The organism is Pseudoxanthomonas indica, assembly GCF_900167565.1.
Lineage (GTDB): Bacteria > Pseudomonadota > Gammaproteobacteria > Xanthomonadales > Xanthomonadaceae > Pseudoxanthomonas_A > Pseudoxanthomonas_A indica.
In genome coordinates this window covers 2,166,898-2,183,192 of the sequence record NZ_FUZV01000001.1, presented here as the reverse complement: position 1 = coordinate 2,183,192, position 16,295 = coordinate 2,166,898, and the positions used below count along the sequence as shown (strand labels likewise).

Genomic DNA, 16,295 nt, shown 5'->3' with positions numbered 1-16,295 from the left:
ACACTAGGGTCACGCCACGTGAGGTCTCGCCATGGATCGTCATCACTGCCTGGTTACCGGCGCCAATCGCGGCCTGGGTCTGGAGTTCGTCCGCCAGCTGTTGGCGCGGGGCGATCACGTGATCGCCGCCTGCCGCCACCCGGGCAAGGCGCAGGCCTTGAACGTTCTGGCGGGCGAGCATCCCGGCCGGCTCAAGGTGTTGCCGCTGGAACTGGGCGACCCACGCTCGCATGCCGAGCTGGCGCGCGAAGTCGCGCTGGTCAACGACGGCGAACGGCTGGACCTGCTGATCAACAACGCCGGCGTGCTGCGTGGCGGCGAGCGCTTTGGCCAGGTCGCGCTGGCGGATCTGGATGCCAGCTTCCATACCAATGCCGCCGGCCCGTTCCTGCTGACGCAGGCCCTGGCCGAACAGCTGGCCGACGGCGGCAAGGTGGCGAACCTTTCATCTGAAGTGGGATCGATCGGACTGCGCCAGGAATTCCGCACGCCCAGCTATGCCATCGGCAAGGCGGCACAGAACATGGCCACCACCTTGTTGGCGCAGGCGCTGTCGGCGCGCGGAATCACCGTGGTGGCATTGCACCCGGGCTGGGTGCGTACCGACATGGGCGGCCCGCAAGCCGCGCTGACGCCACAGGAATCGGTGGCGGCCTTGCTCACCCTGCTGCAGAAAGCAGGGCTGGAACAGTCCGGCAGCTTCCTCGACTGGCAGGGCGATCCGCTCCCCTGGTGACCGCCATCGGCGGTCACCCGCGACTTTTTGCCTTCCAACGCAACGCTTTGCAGCTAAACCGCATCCAAATCAGGGAGCGCGGATCTGTCCTGCCGCGGGCGAGGAGGTCGTGTTGAAGGTCACATCGGACGGAAGCCTCCGTCTTGTTTGCAAGTCCGGACGCAACAAAGCCGGACACTGACCGGACAACGGACAGTCGCCAGGAAAAGGAAATCCCGCTTAATCAACAACTTGCGATTGGCACGGGTTCTGCTCATAGAACAGCAAGCAAAGAGCCACCCGAAGCAATCCTGACCAAACGCTGAATAAAAGAAGACCAACGTGATCTTCTGCTTGATCTCTCAGATTCGGTGTACTACCTTACTACCACACCACCGCAACGCCACACTACCGAGGCAACCCATGAACACCAAGACCTTGCTCCCGCTGACCGCCGCCGCCCTCTTTACGCTTTGCGCCGGTTCCATGGTGCTGTCGACCAACAGCTACGCCGACAACGCTTCCACCACCACCGTCGCCGCCGCGTCGAACACCGTCCGCGTTGTCGACCTGCCCGCCGTCACCGTGACCCCCGACGCCGCCGACCTGAGCCACTACCTGGCTTACAAGGACACCAAGGTGGTGAACCTGCCGGCCGTCACCGTGCACCCGGAATCGCACGACCTGGCGTACTACCTGGCCACGCAGACCGCCAGCGTGGTGGACATGCCCGCCATCACCGTGCGTCCTTCGGCTGACGACCTGCGCGTGTTCGCCGCCCAGGCCGGCATGCTGGCCCGCCAGCTGGCCGCCCGCTAAGAACCGGAACGCTTCACGCAACACCGCAACATCAGGCTTCATCGCAATACTTCCGGTTCCTAGCGCGTTCACCCGCTGCTGCTTCACCGCTCTCGCCGTGCCAGAACTTTTGCCGCGAGCAGCGCTACCGCCGAGCAACTCTCGGCCGGCATTTCGCGATCCCCCGGTCGCACGTACAGGCAACGCTGCGCCAAGGAGCCAACGCTCCGGCGCAGCGGCCTCACCCAAAAACGTCACGCCGCCTGCGCCGGGTCCGTAGAATCCGCGCATGACCGCGCTCTCGCTCGACGTACTGCTCTACCAACCCGAGATTCCGCCCAACACGGGCAATGTCATCCGCCTGTGCGCGAACACCGGTGCTCGCCTGCACCTGATTCGCCCGCTGGGCTTTGATCTGGATGACAAGCAGCTGCGCCGCGCCGGCCTCGATTACCACGAGTACGCCGCGCTGCAGGTGCATGACTCACTCGACGAAGCACTGGCCGCCATCCAGCCGCAGCGCCTGTTCGCACTCAGCACCCGCGGCACGCTGCGCTACGACCAGCCGGCATACCGCGATGGCGATGCCTTCCTGTTCGGCCCGGAAACCCGCGGACTGCCGCAGGAGGTTCTTGATGCACTGCCGGCCGAACAGCGCCTGCGCTTGCCGATGCGCCCGGACAACCGCAGCTTGAACCTGTCCAATACCGTGGCGGTGATGGTCTTCGAAGCCTGGCGCCAGCAGGGCTTTGCCGGCGGCGCGTAAGTCATCGACGGAATCGCAAGCGTGGTCCCTGATGCGACTACGAGCCGACACGCATGCCGAAGCGATCCAGGCGATAGGCGTGCATCGGCACCCGCGGTGACTGGCCGAGGATGCGCGCAGTCATCAACTCGGCGCTGACCGGCCCCTGGGTCAGACCCAGATGACCGTGCCCGGTGGCGACAAAGATGCGCTCGCCCGGCACCTGATCGAGGATCGGCAACGAATCCGGCGTGCACGGCCGCAAACCGGACCAGATCGACTGCGGTGCGGAACCAAGTCCAGGAAACAGCCGCCTGGCCTCCGGCGCCAGCGCCTGCATCAGGGCCGGTCGCGCCGGCCGATCCGGCGCGGTCATTTCCTTGAAGCCGGTGACGCGGATGCCCGCGGCCATGGGCGAGACCACCAGATAGCGCTCCGCCCACAACGTAGGCCGACCCACCAGATCCGCTTGTGGCGCATAGGCGGCGTGATAGCCGCGCGCCGCGGCCACCGGCAGGCGTACGCCCAGCGGTCGCAACAGCGCGGTACTCCATGCGCCGGCCGCCACCACCACCTGATCCACATGCGCTGAACCTGTTCCGGTCCGCACCTGGTAGCCGGCGCCTTCGACCTGGATCGCCGTGGCCCGGTCCGTCATTGCCTGCGCCCCGCGCGCAAGCAGGCGGCCATGGAGGCGCTGGCAGAACGCGCCCGGATCGCGGACGAACAGCGAGTCCCGTTGCAGGACACCGTGGCGGGCGATTGCGGCAATGCCCGGCTCCAGATCGCGCAGTTGCTGCGCATCCAGCACGGCATGGGCCACGCCCTGCGCCTGCAGATGGCCGCGCGCCCAGGCGTTGGCCTCGAAGCTCGCGTCCTCGCTGTAGACATGCAGGTAGCCGGTTTCGCCAATCAGATCGCGCGCGTCGACGGCGTCGGCCAGATCCAGCCAGGCCTGCCGCGCCTGCACGTTCAACGCCTGCAAGGCCGTCAACGTCTGCTCCACGCAATCCCAGCGCGCCTGGCGGGCAAATCGCCACAACCATCCCGCGTAGTGCGGCAAGGCAGGCCAGTCGAGTTTCAGTGGCGCCAAAGGATTGCGCAGTCCGCGCAGGGCCGACGCGATCGTGCCTGGCACCGCCTGCGGAAACAGATTGCCGACCGACACCGAGCCGGCATTGCCGAACGAGGCATCACCGGCCGGGCCGCGCGGATCGATCAACAGGCATGACAGCCCGCGCTGCTGCAGCTGCAAGGCGATCGACAAGCCGACGATGCCGCAGCCCAACACCGCCACGTCGGCTACTTGCGCAGACCCGCGCCGCACGTGCGAGCTCATCGCACGGGAATGTCGTACGCCGTCTGCGGCGTTGGCTCAGGCTGGAAGGTGAAGTGCCACCACTCCAGCGGGTAGTTGCGGAAGCCTCGCCGCTGCATGGCCGCACGCAGCAGATCGCGATGCTCGCGCGCCGCCTGCTGGATGCGCGGGTCGTCGGTATTGGCCAGCGTGTCGAAGCGATCGAACGAAGTACCCATGTCGAGCTCCGCGCACGCATCTGCCGTGCAGTGATCCAGACTCAGATCCACGGTCGCGCCGCGACTGTGTCCGGAGGTCTCGGCGATATAGCCGTCGAGCAGCACCGACTTGTCCAGGTTGGGATAGAACTCGGCCTTGTTGCGCTGATCGTCCAGATCATGCGCCCAGCGCACGAAGTGCTGGACCGCGCGCACCGGGCGATAGCAATCGAACAGGCGCAAGCGGTAGCCCTGCTCGCGCACATCGGCGGCGACCTGCACCAGCGCCTCGGCCACCGGCCGCAGCAGATAGCACTTGGGCGCCTCGTAGCCTGTCACCGGCGTGCCCACGAAGTTGTGCGAACCGGCGTAGCGGATTTCCAGTTGCGCGTCGGCGATGAGCGCGCCGACATCCACCAGATCCACTTCGGCCAGACGGGTGGCCGGGGAGACCTTCACCTCGGCTGCTTGCACGGAGGCGCTCAACAACAGCGCGCAGGCCCATCCCAATGGAAACAATCGTTCAGTCACAGCGGCCTTCGCGTTGCAAATCCAGGTCCGCATAGTCATAGCTGAAATCGGCGTCGGGATCGATATGCGACAGGCGCATATGCGTCACCTTGCTGCCCACGGGTGTGGAAAACGCGAGCCAAGGCTCGGCATCCACGCTGTCGTCGTCCCAGTCCACCAGCCAGCGGTCGCCCAGCTGCATGACCTGGCCGCGCAGCATCGGCGAACGCGCGGAAACGAATTCCACCCGTTCCCCTGCCGCGCACAGGCGCACCTCGCCGAACCACGGATCGCGATAGCGGCCGAGGAGCTGACCGAGTTGTGCCGCTGTAGCCGGCACGCGCGCCGAGGTATCGGGCACGGTGTGTGCCTCCGGCTTTGCAGCTTCTTCGCGCTCTATCGCCGCGGCGTACCAGGCCACGTCCTTGCTGTCCTTGGGCGCGGTGTAATGCTTGGTCAGCACCTCGCCCAGCACGGCGCGGGCATCCTCGCCTTCGCCATTGATCAGGATGACGATGGCCACCTTTTTGTCCGGCAGCAGGATCACCGACGAATACATGCCGGCCAGCGTGCCGGTATGCGCCACCTTCCACACACCATCCACGTCAGACAGGCGCCAGCCGTAGCCGTACGCGGAGAAATGGCTGTTGTCCCATTCGCGCATGCGTTTGGAAACCGGCATCGGCATATGCGCCGTCCAGACCGCCTTGCGCTGCGCATCACTCAACCAGCCCGGTGCGCGCGACGGATCCAGCCATTGCGCGGTCCAGGTCAGCATGTCGTTGAGACTGCAACGGATGCCACCAGCGGCCATCGAGGTGATGTCGGGCGCCACGTCGCCGTCTTCGCGGATCGCTTTGGCGCCAGCGTCAGTGCGCATGTGCGGCTGCGCGACATTGCCCACGTCGCTGCGCTTCCACTCGCCGACCTGGCAGCGTTGCAGCTTGAGTGGTTCGAAAATTTCCTGCTTGACCAACTGGTCGTAGGGCTTGCCGCCCGCGGCAGCCGCCACTTCGCCGGCCACCACGTAAAGCAGGTTGTCGTAGGCGTAATGCGAACGGAAGCTGTGGGTAGGCTTGAGGTGCGCCAGGCCCGCGATGATGTCCGCCCGTTTGAAATCGTTGGGCTCGGGCCACAGCATCAGATCGCCGGCGCCCAGGCCCAGGCCGCTGTTGTGCACCAGCAAATCGCGCACCTGCATGTTCTGCGTGACCCAGGGGTCATTCATGCGGAACTGTGGCAGGTACCTGGTGACGGGGTCATCCCACTTGAGCTTGCCTTGGTCGACCAGGCGCGCCAGTACGGCGGCGGTCATCGCCTTGGTGTTGGAAGCGATCTTGAAAACCGTGTCGGCGTTGATGGCTTCGGGTTTGCCGGATTCGAGCTGGCCCGTCGTGTTGGTGTAGACGATCTTGCCGTCTTCGATGACGCCTACGGCGATGCCGGGCAGCTGATAACGCTGCACGGTCTGCTCGACGGCCGCGTCGAATGCTCGATTGTTGGCCGCATAAGCCGGTACATGCGCCAACAGGCCCATGAGCAGGTATGCCAGGGGGTTACGTTTGCTCGTCATCGCGTGCCCTTCTGTCTCTCATGCAAAACCGCCGCTGGTTTTCACCAGCGGCGGTTCGTGTTGCAGCGTATGGCTTAGAAGTTGTAAGTCACCACCAACTGAAGGTAGCGCGGCGCCTGCCAGACCGTGCCTTCGCCGAAGTGGTCCATGCGCGCGCCCGGTGCGGCCTCGTAGCGCGAGTGGACATTGATCACTTCCTGGTTGTTGAGCAGGTTGTACACGGACAGACGTGCCTTCAGATCGACATCTTCCACCGGCAGGGTCCAGACCACGCTGGCGCCCAGGTCGTATATCCAGGGCATGCGACCGAACGCGCCACGCGGCGAGTACGTCAGCTGGCGCGCGGAGTAGTCGCGGCAGGTCGCCACCGGCTGATTGAGGCACAGCCAGCCGGAACCGCCGCCGCTGAACTCGCCCGGGCCACCGGCCACGCGGTTGTCGTTCGGCCACACCACGCCGAAGGCGGTGATGGGACCACCCGAGCGGACGGACAGCGTGGAACCGAAGCTCCACATGTCGTTGAGCTTGTAGCTGCCGCGGAATTTGAACTGGTGGCGGTAGTCGTTGAACAGCACGCCGTAACGCTCATTGACGGCCGGGTGATCGTAGTACTGCACCAGGTTGGTGTCGGCGTAACCGGTATCGGAGTTGACCGGACCTTCGATGTTGCCTTCGGACTTGGACCACAGGTAGCTGGCGTTGAACGCCCACTTGTCGTCCCACGCGCGATCCACCTGCAACTCGATGGCCTTGTACGTACGCTTGGGCTTCTTGTATCCCATGATGGCGCCGCTGCCCGTGGCGCGGTAGCCATCCTTCGAGGAGTCGAAGGTCACCCAGTTGTTGGTGTCCGGGCACCACAGGCGCGTGGTTTCACCGGGATTGATAATCGGCCAGTCACCCGAGTACCAGTCACAGCCTTCCACATGGTTGATGCGCGCATCTTCCACGGCTCGCGTCACCTTGCGGTAGGTGGCGTTGATGCCGTAGGACCAGGCTTCGTTCAGTGCCTGCTGGAAGCCCAGGATGAATTCATCCTGGAACACCTGCTTGATGTTGTCGGCCACTGCCGTGCGCACATCGCTGGGTGCTGCCGCGTTGCCATCGGTGTTCACGTCACCGAGCTGCTCGCCCAGAATCGGGTAGAGGTAGCTGGTACCCGAGACCGGATGGACGCGCTCTTCCCAACCTTCGAACGCGTAGTACGTATGTTCGTCGGTGGTGCCGCCGCCGAAGTAGTCGGTGAGCTTGTTGGTCAGCGGGATGTAGTAGCGTCCTGCATTACCGAACACCTTCATGGTGCCATCGCCCTTCACGTCCCAGCTGAAGCCGAAGCGCGGCGAGAACATGTCGGAGAAGTCGGCCTTGGCGAAGGTCGCGCCCGAGGCGAGCTTGTTCTCGAACTGGTCAAAGCGCACGCCCAGGTTCAACAGGAGGTTGGGGGTGATGTTCCAGTTGTCCTCGAGGTAGATCGCCTGTGCTTTCGTGGTGACGGGAGCGCCGGTGACGTAGCGACGCGCATCCACGATGAAGCCGTCCGCCGGCACGATACCGCCGGTGGGCAATTCCGAGCCCCCTTCGATCCACTGGGCCTGGTAGCTCCTGCCATCACCGGGATAGAAGGTTTCGCTTTCCGAATCCATCACTTCCTGATCCGCGCCGAAGCGAAGCAGGTGGTTGCCCAGCGACCACTCGAAATCCACGCGGGACGCCTCGCGCTTGTCGTAGCGGTTGCTGACGCTGGAGTCGGTGGGATGGCAGCCAGTGGCCAGATCCGGCTCGCCGAAATGGCTGTCGAAGTCGCCGGAGGTAGTGACGATGTTGCACTCGCCATCCAGCGGCGTGCCTTGCAGTGCGCTGCGCTTGTTGACGCCGTACAGGGCCTTGGCGGTGAAGTTGCTGCCGAACTGCCCGGTGTAGGTCACCGACCAGTTGTCGCCGCCGGAACCACTGGTGCCGCTGCCGGTCCAGGCGCCTTGACGGGCATTGTCCCAATCGTAGTCGTAGGTGTCGGTCAGCAAGTCGGACTGGTCGGAGAACGCCAGCACTTCCAGCAAGTGATTGTCGGTGATCTGCCAGTCGAACTTGGCGCCCCAGAAATCGTTGTCACTCTTGGTGATGAACGACTTTTCCTCGTCGATGTCCTTCGGCCTGCTGTCGCGCTTTTCATACATGGCGAAGAAGAACAACTTGTCCTTCACCAGCGGACCGGAAGCCCAGACGTTCGTCTTGTAAAGCGCGCTTCTGTCCCGACTGGTGCGGTCGCGCTCGTCCAGCGTGCCATCACGGTGGAAGTGATCTTCCTTCTTGGCTTTCCAGCCGCCTGGCTCCAGGGTGATCTCGGCGCCCGCGTGGAATTCGTTGCTGCCGGATCGCGTCACGGCGTTCATGACGCCGCCGGTGCTGCGGCCGAACTCAGCCGAGTAGCCACCGGTCTTGATCTGGAACTCTTCGTAGAAATTGAACGGCACCGAGGAATAGCCCTGGCGACGGTACGGGTCGGTGACGTTCAGGCCGTTGATGTAGACGGCGTTTTCCGCGACCGACGAACCGCCGAAGGTCAGGCCGCCGAAGGTGGCGCCCGAGGCGACCACGCCGGGGGCGAGCAGGGCGACCGATGCCAGCGACTGGTCCACCGGCAGGCGCGCGATTTCGTCGCGACGGATGTTGGTCGCCGACTCCACCGAGCGCACGTCCACGCGGTTGACCACGCGCGAACCCACCACCTGCAGCGCGTCCAGGTTGACCAGGCCACCTTCAGCGCCCAGGTTCACCGTGGTGGTGCCACCCAGCGATACGGTGACGCCCACGGCGCTGCCCACGTCCTGGCCGTTGCGCTTGACCTGCAACTGGTAGTCACCCACCGGCAACTGGCTCAAGCGGTAAGTGCCGTCGCTGCCGACGGTCACGGTGCGGGTGAGGCCTGTGGCGGGGCTGGTCACCGTGATCGAGTCACCCACGGTGGCGCGACCAGCAACACCGCCGTTGGAACTCTGCGCCATCGCCATCGGCGCCATCGCCGCCAGGCTCGCGCCCAACGCCACGTACAAAGCTGCTTTCTTGAACTTCCTGCCTTTCATCCCCGCTCTCTCCTGCTAGGTGTGATCTGGTGGTGGCTTAACCGGCGTCCTGGGCGAGCGGCAACATCTTCCACTCGAACCGGTAGTCCCATTGATCGAAGTAGAGATTGCCCCCTGGCCACTCCGCTTCGCCGCGCTGCGAATCCACCGTTTCCGAGCGGGCGTGTTGTTTCGCCGGAACCAGTGGCTGTGAAAAATCGTTGTTGAAGCTGATGCGGTAGGCGTCGAGCCCGCCGAAGTAATAGTCGCGCAGGCCCGGGTCATCGCTCTTGAGCCGGCCGGTGGTGACATCCATCGGCACCCAGCCGTACGGCGCCAGGTACATCCAGCCCCAGTCGTGCATGTTGTCGTAGCCCACCGACTCGTCCGAGTAGGTCCAGCCCGACTGCCAGCGCGCGGGGATGCCGTTGTAGCGCAGCAGCGTCATCAGCAGCAGGGTCTGCTGGCCGCAGTCGGCATGGCCGGCGTGCAGGGCGTAGTCGCTGATATTGGTAATCGTGGAGTATTCGCGCGCACCGCCCCAGGGAATCCGGTCAACCGCGTCGAACAGCTTCTGAGCGATGCGGTAGGGATTTTTTTCATCTCCCACCACCGTGGCCGAGAAGCGCTTGATGTCATCGGTAAAGACGATGTGCTGCCCACGCTCGCCCAGGTACGGCGCCAATTCGGGGGTGGATTTGCTCGGTACGACCTTGTCTTCGTCCAGCAGGAACTTGCGGCCGTAGATCGTCACCTCGTAGGTGATCGAGAATTTCGTCGGCTGGCCGGCGACGGCCTTTTGCTCCTGGTACACGGTGCGTTGCGGTGCGCTTTCCGGCGCAATCGTCGGCGCCTTCGTGGTGCTGCCGATGAAGCGGATGTTTTCCTGCTGGCCGGCGATGGCCTGCGGATAGGGAATCCAGGCGCGCACGGTTTCGCCCGCGGGCACCGCGTCGGCGTCCACGATCACCGATTGGGTGACCTGCAGGCGACGCGGTGCGACCGAGGTGGCGCCGGTATCGCGCGCCTGCTTCAACGCTTCGGCGTGATAGGGGTTCAGCGATTCGTACGGGCCCTCGCTGTTGGGCTTCACCGGCGGCGCGCGGCGTGCTGCCGCTTGCGCATTGGTGCGGAAAAAGTTGGAGACCGAACGGTTGAAGTAGAGCTTCTTGCCGTCAATGGTCATGCGTTCGATTTCGCCGGCGCCGTCCCAGGCCGCGAATTCTTCGGGCTTCAGATCCGGAATCTGCTTGCGCAGTTGCGCCAGTACGGCTGTCTCGTCCAGCTTGAAGTCCAGGCGGATGCGGCGCATGCGCTCGCGCTGGAATTCCAGCGCCTGGCGTTGGCGGGCGTCGATGCCTGGCTGGGCCAGGCCTGCCGCGATGGCCTGCTCGGCCTCGGCAAACTGCCCGGCATCGATCTGGCCCACGATTGCCGGCGGGCCCGGTGGCGGCAATTCCGACGCCATGGCCAGGCTGGCACTGGACGCGGCCACGGCCATGAGTACTATCGCCCAAGCGACGACGCGAGCACGCGTCGTACGCCCTGGACGGAACGCCCCCATGGATTGGCTGTGCTGGCCCTTGCTGGCTTCCACGTCGAACACTCACCCCTAAGCCGACTGGTCACGTTTGTGTAACACGGCGAAAGACCGGGGTCAATAATTTATTCTTGAAGTTCGGCAAAAAAGAAGTAAATATTCCTCGGACCCGGGGCGGGACGCGTTCGACCATGCAACGCCGCCCGGGGACAGCCAACCCGAGGGGAGTCGGATGAAACAACGCGGTGGCCACACCTGGTCCCAACCGTCCTGCGAGGCCGCGGGTGCGGCGCGCCTGCATCCGAACCTTTTTCCCACCGCGCTCCACCACGGAGGCGTCATGCGCTCACTTCTGCTCTCGCTTGTTCTGCTGGCGCTGCCGTCAGCGCCGCTGCTTGCCCGCGACAAACCCACTCCCCTGCCGGTCCCCGCGCATGCGGTCATCGGCGTGGAAGATCGGCATCTCACCGCCGACTACTGGATCAAGAAACTCCAGCAGCCCAACCGCGTGGTGCTGGATCGCCAGGCGATCGCCGCACAGAACGGTCGCCTGCATCAACAGGATGGCTCCGTGCACGACGTGGAAGGCCTGCCGGCAAGTTTCAGCGCGGAGCAGGTGCGCGACTGGGTCGGCAAGTTGTCGAGCGCGCCGACTCGCACGCTGTATGACGTCAAGGGCCAGGAAGTCGGCAAGGCCGCGCTGGACGCGATCGTCGCCAACGCCGCCCTCGATGCCGTTCCCGCCACCACCCAAGCGCGCTACGCGCTGGTGGTGAAGCGCGCGGACCTGCGCGCCTTCCCGACCCGCACCCGCGTGTTCCGCTCCAACGACGACACCGACATCGATCGCTTCCAGGAAAGCGCGCTGTTCCCCGGCACCGCCGTGGTGATCGTGCATGGCAGTCGCGACGGCCAATGGTCGTTCGTGGTCAGCCCGCTGTATGCCGCCTGGGTGGAAAACCAGTACCTGGCCGAAGGCGCGCGTGACACCGTGTTCGCCTACGGCCATCGCACGCCGACGCTGGTGGTCACCGGCCCGACCGTGCATACCGTGCACACACCCGAGCAACCTGGCGTGTCCGAACTGCAGCTGGACATGGGCGTGCGCGTGCCGCTGTTGAAGGATTGGCCGGCCGACAAGCCGGTCAATGGCCAGCACCCGTATACCTCGTGGGTGATCGAGCTGCCCATCCGTGGCGCCGGCGACAAGCTGGAACTGGTGCCTGCGCTGCTGCCGAAGAACGCCGACGTGGCCACCGAGTACCTGCCGCTGACCCAGGCCAACCTGCTGCAGCAGGGCTTCAAGTTCCTCGGCGAGCGCTACGGCTGGGGCCATTCCTACAACACCCGCGACTGCAGTGGCTTTGTCTCCGAGGTCTATCGCAGCTTTGGCGTGGAATTGCCGCGCAACACCAGCGACCAGGGCGTCAGCCCGGCGCTGAATCGCGTCGCCTTCACCGATCAGGACGACCGCGCCAAACGCATGCAGGTGGTGCGCGATCTGCAGGTCGGCGATCTGATCTACATCCCGGGCCACGTGATGATGGTGATTGGCAAGGAGAACGGCCAGACCTACCTGATCCACGACACCACCGGCATCACCTACAAGAACCCGCAGGGTCAGATCGTCCGCGCCTCGCTCAACGCCGTCTCGGTGACGCCGCTGGAGCCGTTGCTCGCAGGCAGCGACAAGACGTTCGTCGACCGCATCTACAGCATCCAACGCATTCGTCCGTAAAGGCCTTCATGAAAATCACCGACATCCAGTTCGGCATGCTGCGCGTGCCGCTGAAAACGCCCTTCAAGACCGCGCTGCGCACCGTCGACACGGTGGAAGACATCGTCGTGCTGGTGCATACCGACACCGGCCAGGTCGGTTACGGCGAGGCGCCAGCCACGGCGGTGATCACCGGTGACACCCACGGGTCGATCATCGAAGCGATCGCCCGCTTCATCAAGCCGCGGTTGATTGGCCAGGAGATCGCCAACCTCAACCAGATCACCCACCTGATCCAGACCGCACTGGAGCGCAACACCAGCGCCAAGGCGGCGGTGGAAATCGCCATCTACGATTTGTGGGGCCAGCTCTACAACGCGCCGCTGTACAAGATGCTCGGCGGCGGCGACCCGGTGATCACCACCGACATCACGATCAGTGTGGACTACATCGACAAGATGGTCGCCGACTCCATTGCCGCCGTGGATCGCGGCTTCGAGTCGCTCAAGATCAAGGTGGGCAAGGACATCGGCCTGGATATCGAGCGGGTCAAGGCGATCTACTCGGCGGTGGAAGGACGCGCCCTGCTGCGCCTGGACGCCAACCAGGGCTGGACCGCCAAGCAGGCGGTATTTGCCATGCACAACCTGGAAGACGCCGGCGTCGTGCTGGAGCTGCTGGAGCAGCCGGTCAAAGCGGCCGACATCGATGGCCTGAAGTACGTCACTGATCGCGTGCACACGCCGGTGATGGCCGATGAGAGCGTGTTCGGCCCCACCGAAGTCATCGATCTGATCAAGATGCGCGCGGCCGACATCATCAACATCAAGCTGATGAAGACCGGCGGCCTGTCCAACGCCATCCGCATTGCCGACATCGCCTCGCTGTACGGGGTGGAATGCATGATCGGCTGCATGCTGGAGAGCAGCATCAGCGTGGCGGCGGCCTGCCATGTGGCGGTCGCCAAGTCGCAAGCCATCACCAAGATCGATCTGGATGGCCCATCGCTGTCGCAGTTCAATCCGGTCGAGGGCGGGGTCATCTTCAACGAATCGGAAATCTCGATCACCGACGCGCCCGGCCTGGGCATCCAATCCATCCAGGGCCTGGAATTGATTTCGGTCTGAGCCACTGGACCGGACCGAACCGGGATGGGATAAAGAGCGCACGATGCCGCCACTGATCAAGATCCGATCCGAACGCGACCAGATGTCGGCGATTGAACGCCGCATCGCCGACTTCATTCTCGAAAACGCCCACCTGCTGCGCGACTATTCCTCGCAGCAGCTGGCCAGCGCACTGGGCATCAGCCAGTCCAGCGTGGTCAAGTTCGCGCAGAAGTTCGGCTTCAAGGGCTATCCCGATCTCAAGTTCTCCATTGGCGAAGCCGTGGCCCGGCTGGGTGGAGTCGAGCCGCCGACGCCGTTGGCGGCCAACGCCGAGGCCGATGTCTTTGTCCGTATCGAGTCGGGCCTGCGCCGCAGCAAGGCGGCGGCGGAAGAAGAGACCCGCGCGATCAATCCGCGCCAGAACCTGGAAGAGATTGCCGAGCTGATCGATCAGGCCGGCAAGGTCTTCGTCTGCGGCCTGGGCGACGACGGCCTGTATGCGCGCGAGTTTGCGATGCGCCTGTCCCTGCTCGGCGTGCTGACCGTGCACCACGCCGATCCGATCCTGATGATGGCCAACCTGTCGGCGGCGCGTCCGGGTGACGTGCTGCTGGTGTTTTCCGAGTTCGGCAAGCTGGCGACGCTCTCGCAGATCAGTCGCCAGTTCCAGGCGGCGTCGGGCAAGGTGGTGTCGATTACCCGGCATACCGCCAATCCGCTGCGTGCGCATGCCGATGCCGCCCTGGTGGTATCGGCGCACGACAGCGAGCCGCACGTGGAAGCGCTGCTCTATCGCAGCTCGCTGCAGTACCTGCTGGATTTTCTGTTCGTGCTGCTGTGCCATGTCAACGATGACCGGCACCGCCAGTTGAACATCAACCTTGAACGCATCCAGCATCTGCTGGATTCCTGAGCCTTTCGCCGGAGCCCGCCATGGCGTCCCTGTTTCGTTTGCTGCGTGCCGCAGTGTCTTGCGGGCTGATGGGCCTGGCCGGTGTTGCGACGGCGCAAAGCGGCGCCTCCGCGCCGCCGGAACTGCTGCATGCTTCCGGTCAGTTGATGCTGGTAGTCACGGCCGACTGGGATGCCACGGATGGCCAGATGCAGTTGTTCCAGCGCGCCGATGACGGCAAGGACTGGACCGCACTGGGTGCGCCGGATCGCATCGCCGTGGGTCGCACCGGCCTGGCTTGGGGCGCTGGCCTGCACGCGGCCCAGGCGCAGGGCCCTCAGAAGAAGGAAGGCGATGGCAAGGCGCCCGCCGGCATCTTCACCTTGGGTGAGGCCTTCGGTTACACCGAACGGGTGAAGACCGGCTTGCACTACGCGCCGATGAGCGCGACGAACTACTGCATCGACGTGCCGGGTTCACCGCTCTACAACCAGATTGTCGACAGCCGCGAAGTCGGCGACGCCGCAGTGAAGGAGTCGACCGAACCCATGCGCCGCGACATCCATGCCCAGGGCGACCAGCGCTACAAGGAAGGCTTCGTGATCCAGCACAACGCGAACAACGTGCCCGGCGCGGGCAGCTGCATCTTCGCGCACTTGTGGAAGGCGCCCGGCGAAGCCACGGCGGGCTGCACCGCGATGGCCGAGCCGAGCATGAACCGCCTGCTCGCCTGGCTGGATGCGCGCAAGCAACCGCTGCTGGTGCAACTGCCGCGCGCCGAGTACGAGCGCCTGCGCCAATCCTGGAAACTGCCTGCCCTTGACGGAGCCGCACCGTGAGCGAAACCAACCCTTCCTCGCCCGGTTTCGTCCGCGCGGTCAGTCGCTGGCAGATTGTCGGCCTGTCCATCAACGACGTGATTGGCAGCGGCATCTATCTGCTGCCTGCCGCGACGGCGGTGCTGCTGGGCCCGGCCAGCGTGTGGGCGGTGCTGCTGGCCGGCCTGGCGGTGGCGCTGCTGGTGCTGTGCTACGCACAGGCCGCAAGCTACTTCGATGAGCCCGGCGGCAGCTATCTGTATGCGCGCGAAGCGTTTGGTCCGTTCATCGGCTTCGAGATCGGCTGGATGGTGTGGCTGACGCGCATCGCTTCCGCGGCCGCGTTGAGCAACGCGCTGGCCGATGCGGTGGCTCGCTTCTGGTCCCCGGCGTCCGATGGCGCGGGGCGCCTGGTGATCGTGGTGGGTTCGTTGGCGCTGCTGACCTTCATCAATGTGATCGGCGTGAAGTCGGCGGCGCGTACCGGTGTGGCGCTGGTAATTGGCAAGCTGCTGCCGCTGGCGTTGTTCATCCTGATTGGCGTCTTCTACATCGACCCTGCCCTGCTGGGCGGTGGCGAAGCGCCGCCGTTGCGCAACCTCGGCGAAGCCGCGTTGTTGCTGCTGTTTGCCTACGCCGGCTTCGAGAACATCCCGGCCGCCGCAGGCGAATTCCGCAACCCTCGTCGCGACGTGCCGTTTGCGCTGTTGACCATGATCGCCACCGTGACGCTGATCTACGCGGCGGTGCAGCTGGTGGCGCAGGGCACGCTGGTCAATCTGGCCGCGTCGCAGACGCCGCTGGCCGATGCCGCCGCCAGTTTCAGTGGCGAGGGTCTGGCGCTGATCCTCACGGTGGGCGCGACCATCTCGATTCTGGGCACCAACAGCAACACCATGTTGTTCGGTCCGCGCGTGCTGTACTCGCTGGCGCAGGATGGCTTCGGTCCGCGCATGCTGGCCAGCATCCACCCGCGCTTCCACACGCCGGCCGTGGCGATCATCACGCAAGGTGTGTTGGCGCTCACCCTGGCCTTGTCCGGTTCGTTCGTGAAGCTGGCGCTGTTGTCGGTGGTGGCGCGCCTGTGCGCCTACATCGGCACTGTGTTGTCACTGCTGGTGCTGCAGCGACGCTACGCCAATCATCCGGGCGCATTGAAGTTGCCCGGCGGCCCCATCATTCCGCTGGCGGCGCTGCTGTTGTCGCTGGGGCTGTTGGCCAGCGCCACCTTGGGCAATTTGTTGGCGGCAGGCGTGGCGTTGGCGGTGGGCGCGCTGCTGTATCTGACTCGGCGCAAGGTCTGA

Annotated in this window: 13 protein-coding genes; 8 read left to right on the top strand and 5 right to left on the bottom strand. The window is 64.8% G+C overall.

The genetic code is table 11. The features are described from left to right. The first annotated feature begins 31 nt into the window (after positions 1-31). From B5X78_RS10020 to trmL, 3 genes are all read left to right on the top strand, one after another. Positions 32-736, top strand: coding sequence for an SDR family oxidoreductase (locus B5X78_RS10020; RefSeq protein WP_079724249.1), 705 nt, complete (start codon positions 32-34; stop codon positions 734-736). Positions 737-1,138: 402 nt separating this feature from the next. Further along, complete coding sequence (locus tag B5X78_RS10015; RefSeq protein WP_079724248.1) at positions 1,139-1,534, top strand: hypothetical protein; 396 nt, start codon at positions 1,139-1,141, stop codon at positions 1,532-1,534. A 268-nt stretch (positions 1,535-1,802) separates the two neighbouring features. Continuing rightward, positions 1,803-2,279, top strand: coding sequence for a tRNA (uridine(34)/cytosine(34)/5-carboxymethylaminomethyluridine(34)-2'-O)-methyltransferase TrmL (trmL, locus tag B5X78_RS10010; protein WP_079724247.1), 477 nt, complete (start codon positions 1,803-1,805; stop codon positions 2,277-2,279). Positions 2,280-2,316: 37 nt separating this feature from the next. On the opposite strand, the gene B5X78_RS10005 is transcribed toward trmL, so the two are convergent. The 5 genes from B5X78_RS10005 to B5X78_RS09985 form a co-directional block, all read right to left on the bottom strand. Then, positions 2,317-3,585, bottom strand: a complete 1,269-nt coding sequence (locus B5X78_RS10005; RefSeq protein ID WP_176140818.1) for an NAD(P)/FAD-dependent oxidoreductase — start codon at positions 3,583-3,585, stop codon at positions 2,317-2,319. An 8-nt stretch (positions 3,586-3,593) separates the two neighbouring features. Next, entirely contained in the window at positions 3,594-4,247 is a 654-nt protein-coding gene (locus B5X78_RS10000) for a M15 family metallopeptidase (protein WP_229730907.1), read from the bottom strand. A gap of 49 nt (positions 4,248-4,296) precedes the next feature. Beyond that, positions 4,297-5,856 carry a serine hydrolase gene (locus B5X78_RS09995; protein ID WP_139381483.1) on the bottom strand — a complete coding sequence of 520 codons (1,560 nt, stop codon included), beginning with the start codon at positions 5,854-5,856 and terminating at the stop codon, positions 4,297-4,299. Positions 5,857-5,930: 74 nt separating this feature from the next. Next, positions 5,931-8,936 (bottom strand): TonB-dependent receptor, encoded by a 3,006-nt coding sequence (locus tag B5X78_RS09990; protein WP_079724243.1) that lies wholly within the window; start codon positions 8,934-8,936, stop codon positions 5,931-5,933. A 37-nt stretch (positions 8,937-8,973) separates the two neighbouring features. Then, entirely contained in the window at positions 8,974-10,416 is a 1,443-nt protein-coding gene (locus tag B5X78_RS09985) for a transglutaminase-like domain-containing protein (RefSeq protein ID WP_425478704.1), read from the bottom strand. Positions 10,417-10,795: 379 nt separating this feature from the next. Between B5X78_RS09985 and B5X78_RS09980 the strand changes: the two genes are divergently transcribed. Genes B5X78_RS09980 through B5X78_RS09960 form a run of 5 tightly spaced genes read left to right on the top strand, consistent with a single transcriptional unit; the run spans position 10,796 to position 16,295 of the window. Then, a complete protein-coding gene (locus B5X78_RS09980; protein ID WP_079724242.1) occupies positions 10,796-12,193 on the top strand; it encodes a C40 family peptidase in 1,398 nt (465 codons plus the stop codon). Between the two features lie 8 nt (positions 12,194-12,201). After that, the gene (locus B5X78_RS09975; protein WP_079724241.1) at positions 12,202-13,299 is read left to right on the top strand and encodes a dipeptide epimerase; all 1,098 of its coding nucleotides are present in this window, start codon (positions 12,202-12,204) and stop codon (positions 13,297-13,299) included. 43 nt (positions 13,300-13,342) lie between these two features. After that, positions 13,343-14,194, top strand: coding sequence for a MurR/RpiR family transcriptional regulator (locus B5X78_RS09970; protein ID WP_079724240.1), 852 nt, complete (start codon positions 13,343-13,345; stop codon positions 14,192-14,194). Between the two features lie 20 nt (positions 14,195-14,214). Next, positions 14,215-15,012, top strand: coding sequence for a L,D-transpeptidase family protein (locus B5X78_RS09965; RefSeq protein ID WP_079724239.1), 798 nt, complete (start codon positions 14,215-14,217; stop codon positions 15,010-15,012). Beyond that, the gene (locus tag B5X78_RS09960) at positions 15,009-16,295 is read left to right on the top strand and encodes an APC family permease (protein ID WP_079724238.1); all 1,287 of its coding nucleotides are present in this window, start codon (positions 15,009-15,011) and stop codon (positions 16,293-16,295) included. The genes B5X78_RS09965 and B5X78_RS09960 overlap by 4 nt, the downstream gene beginning before the upstream one ends.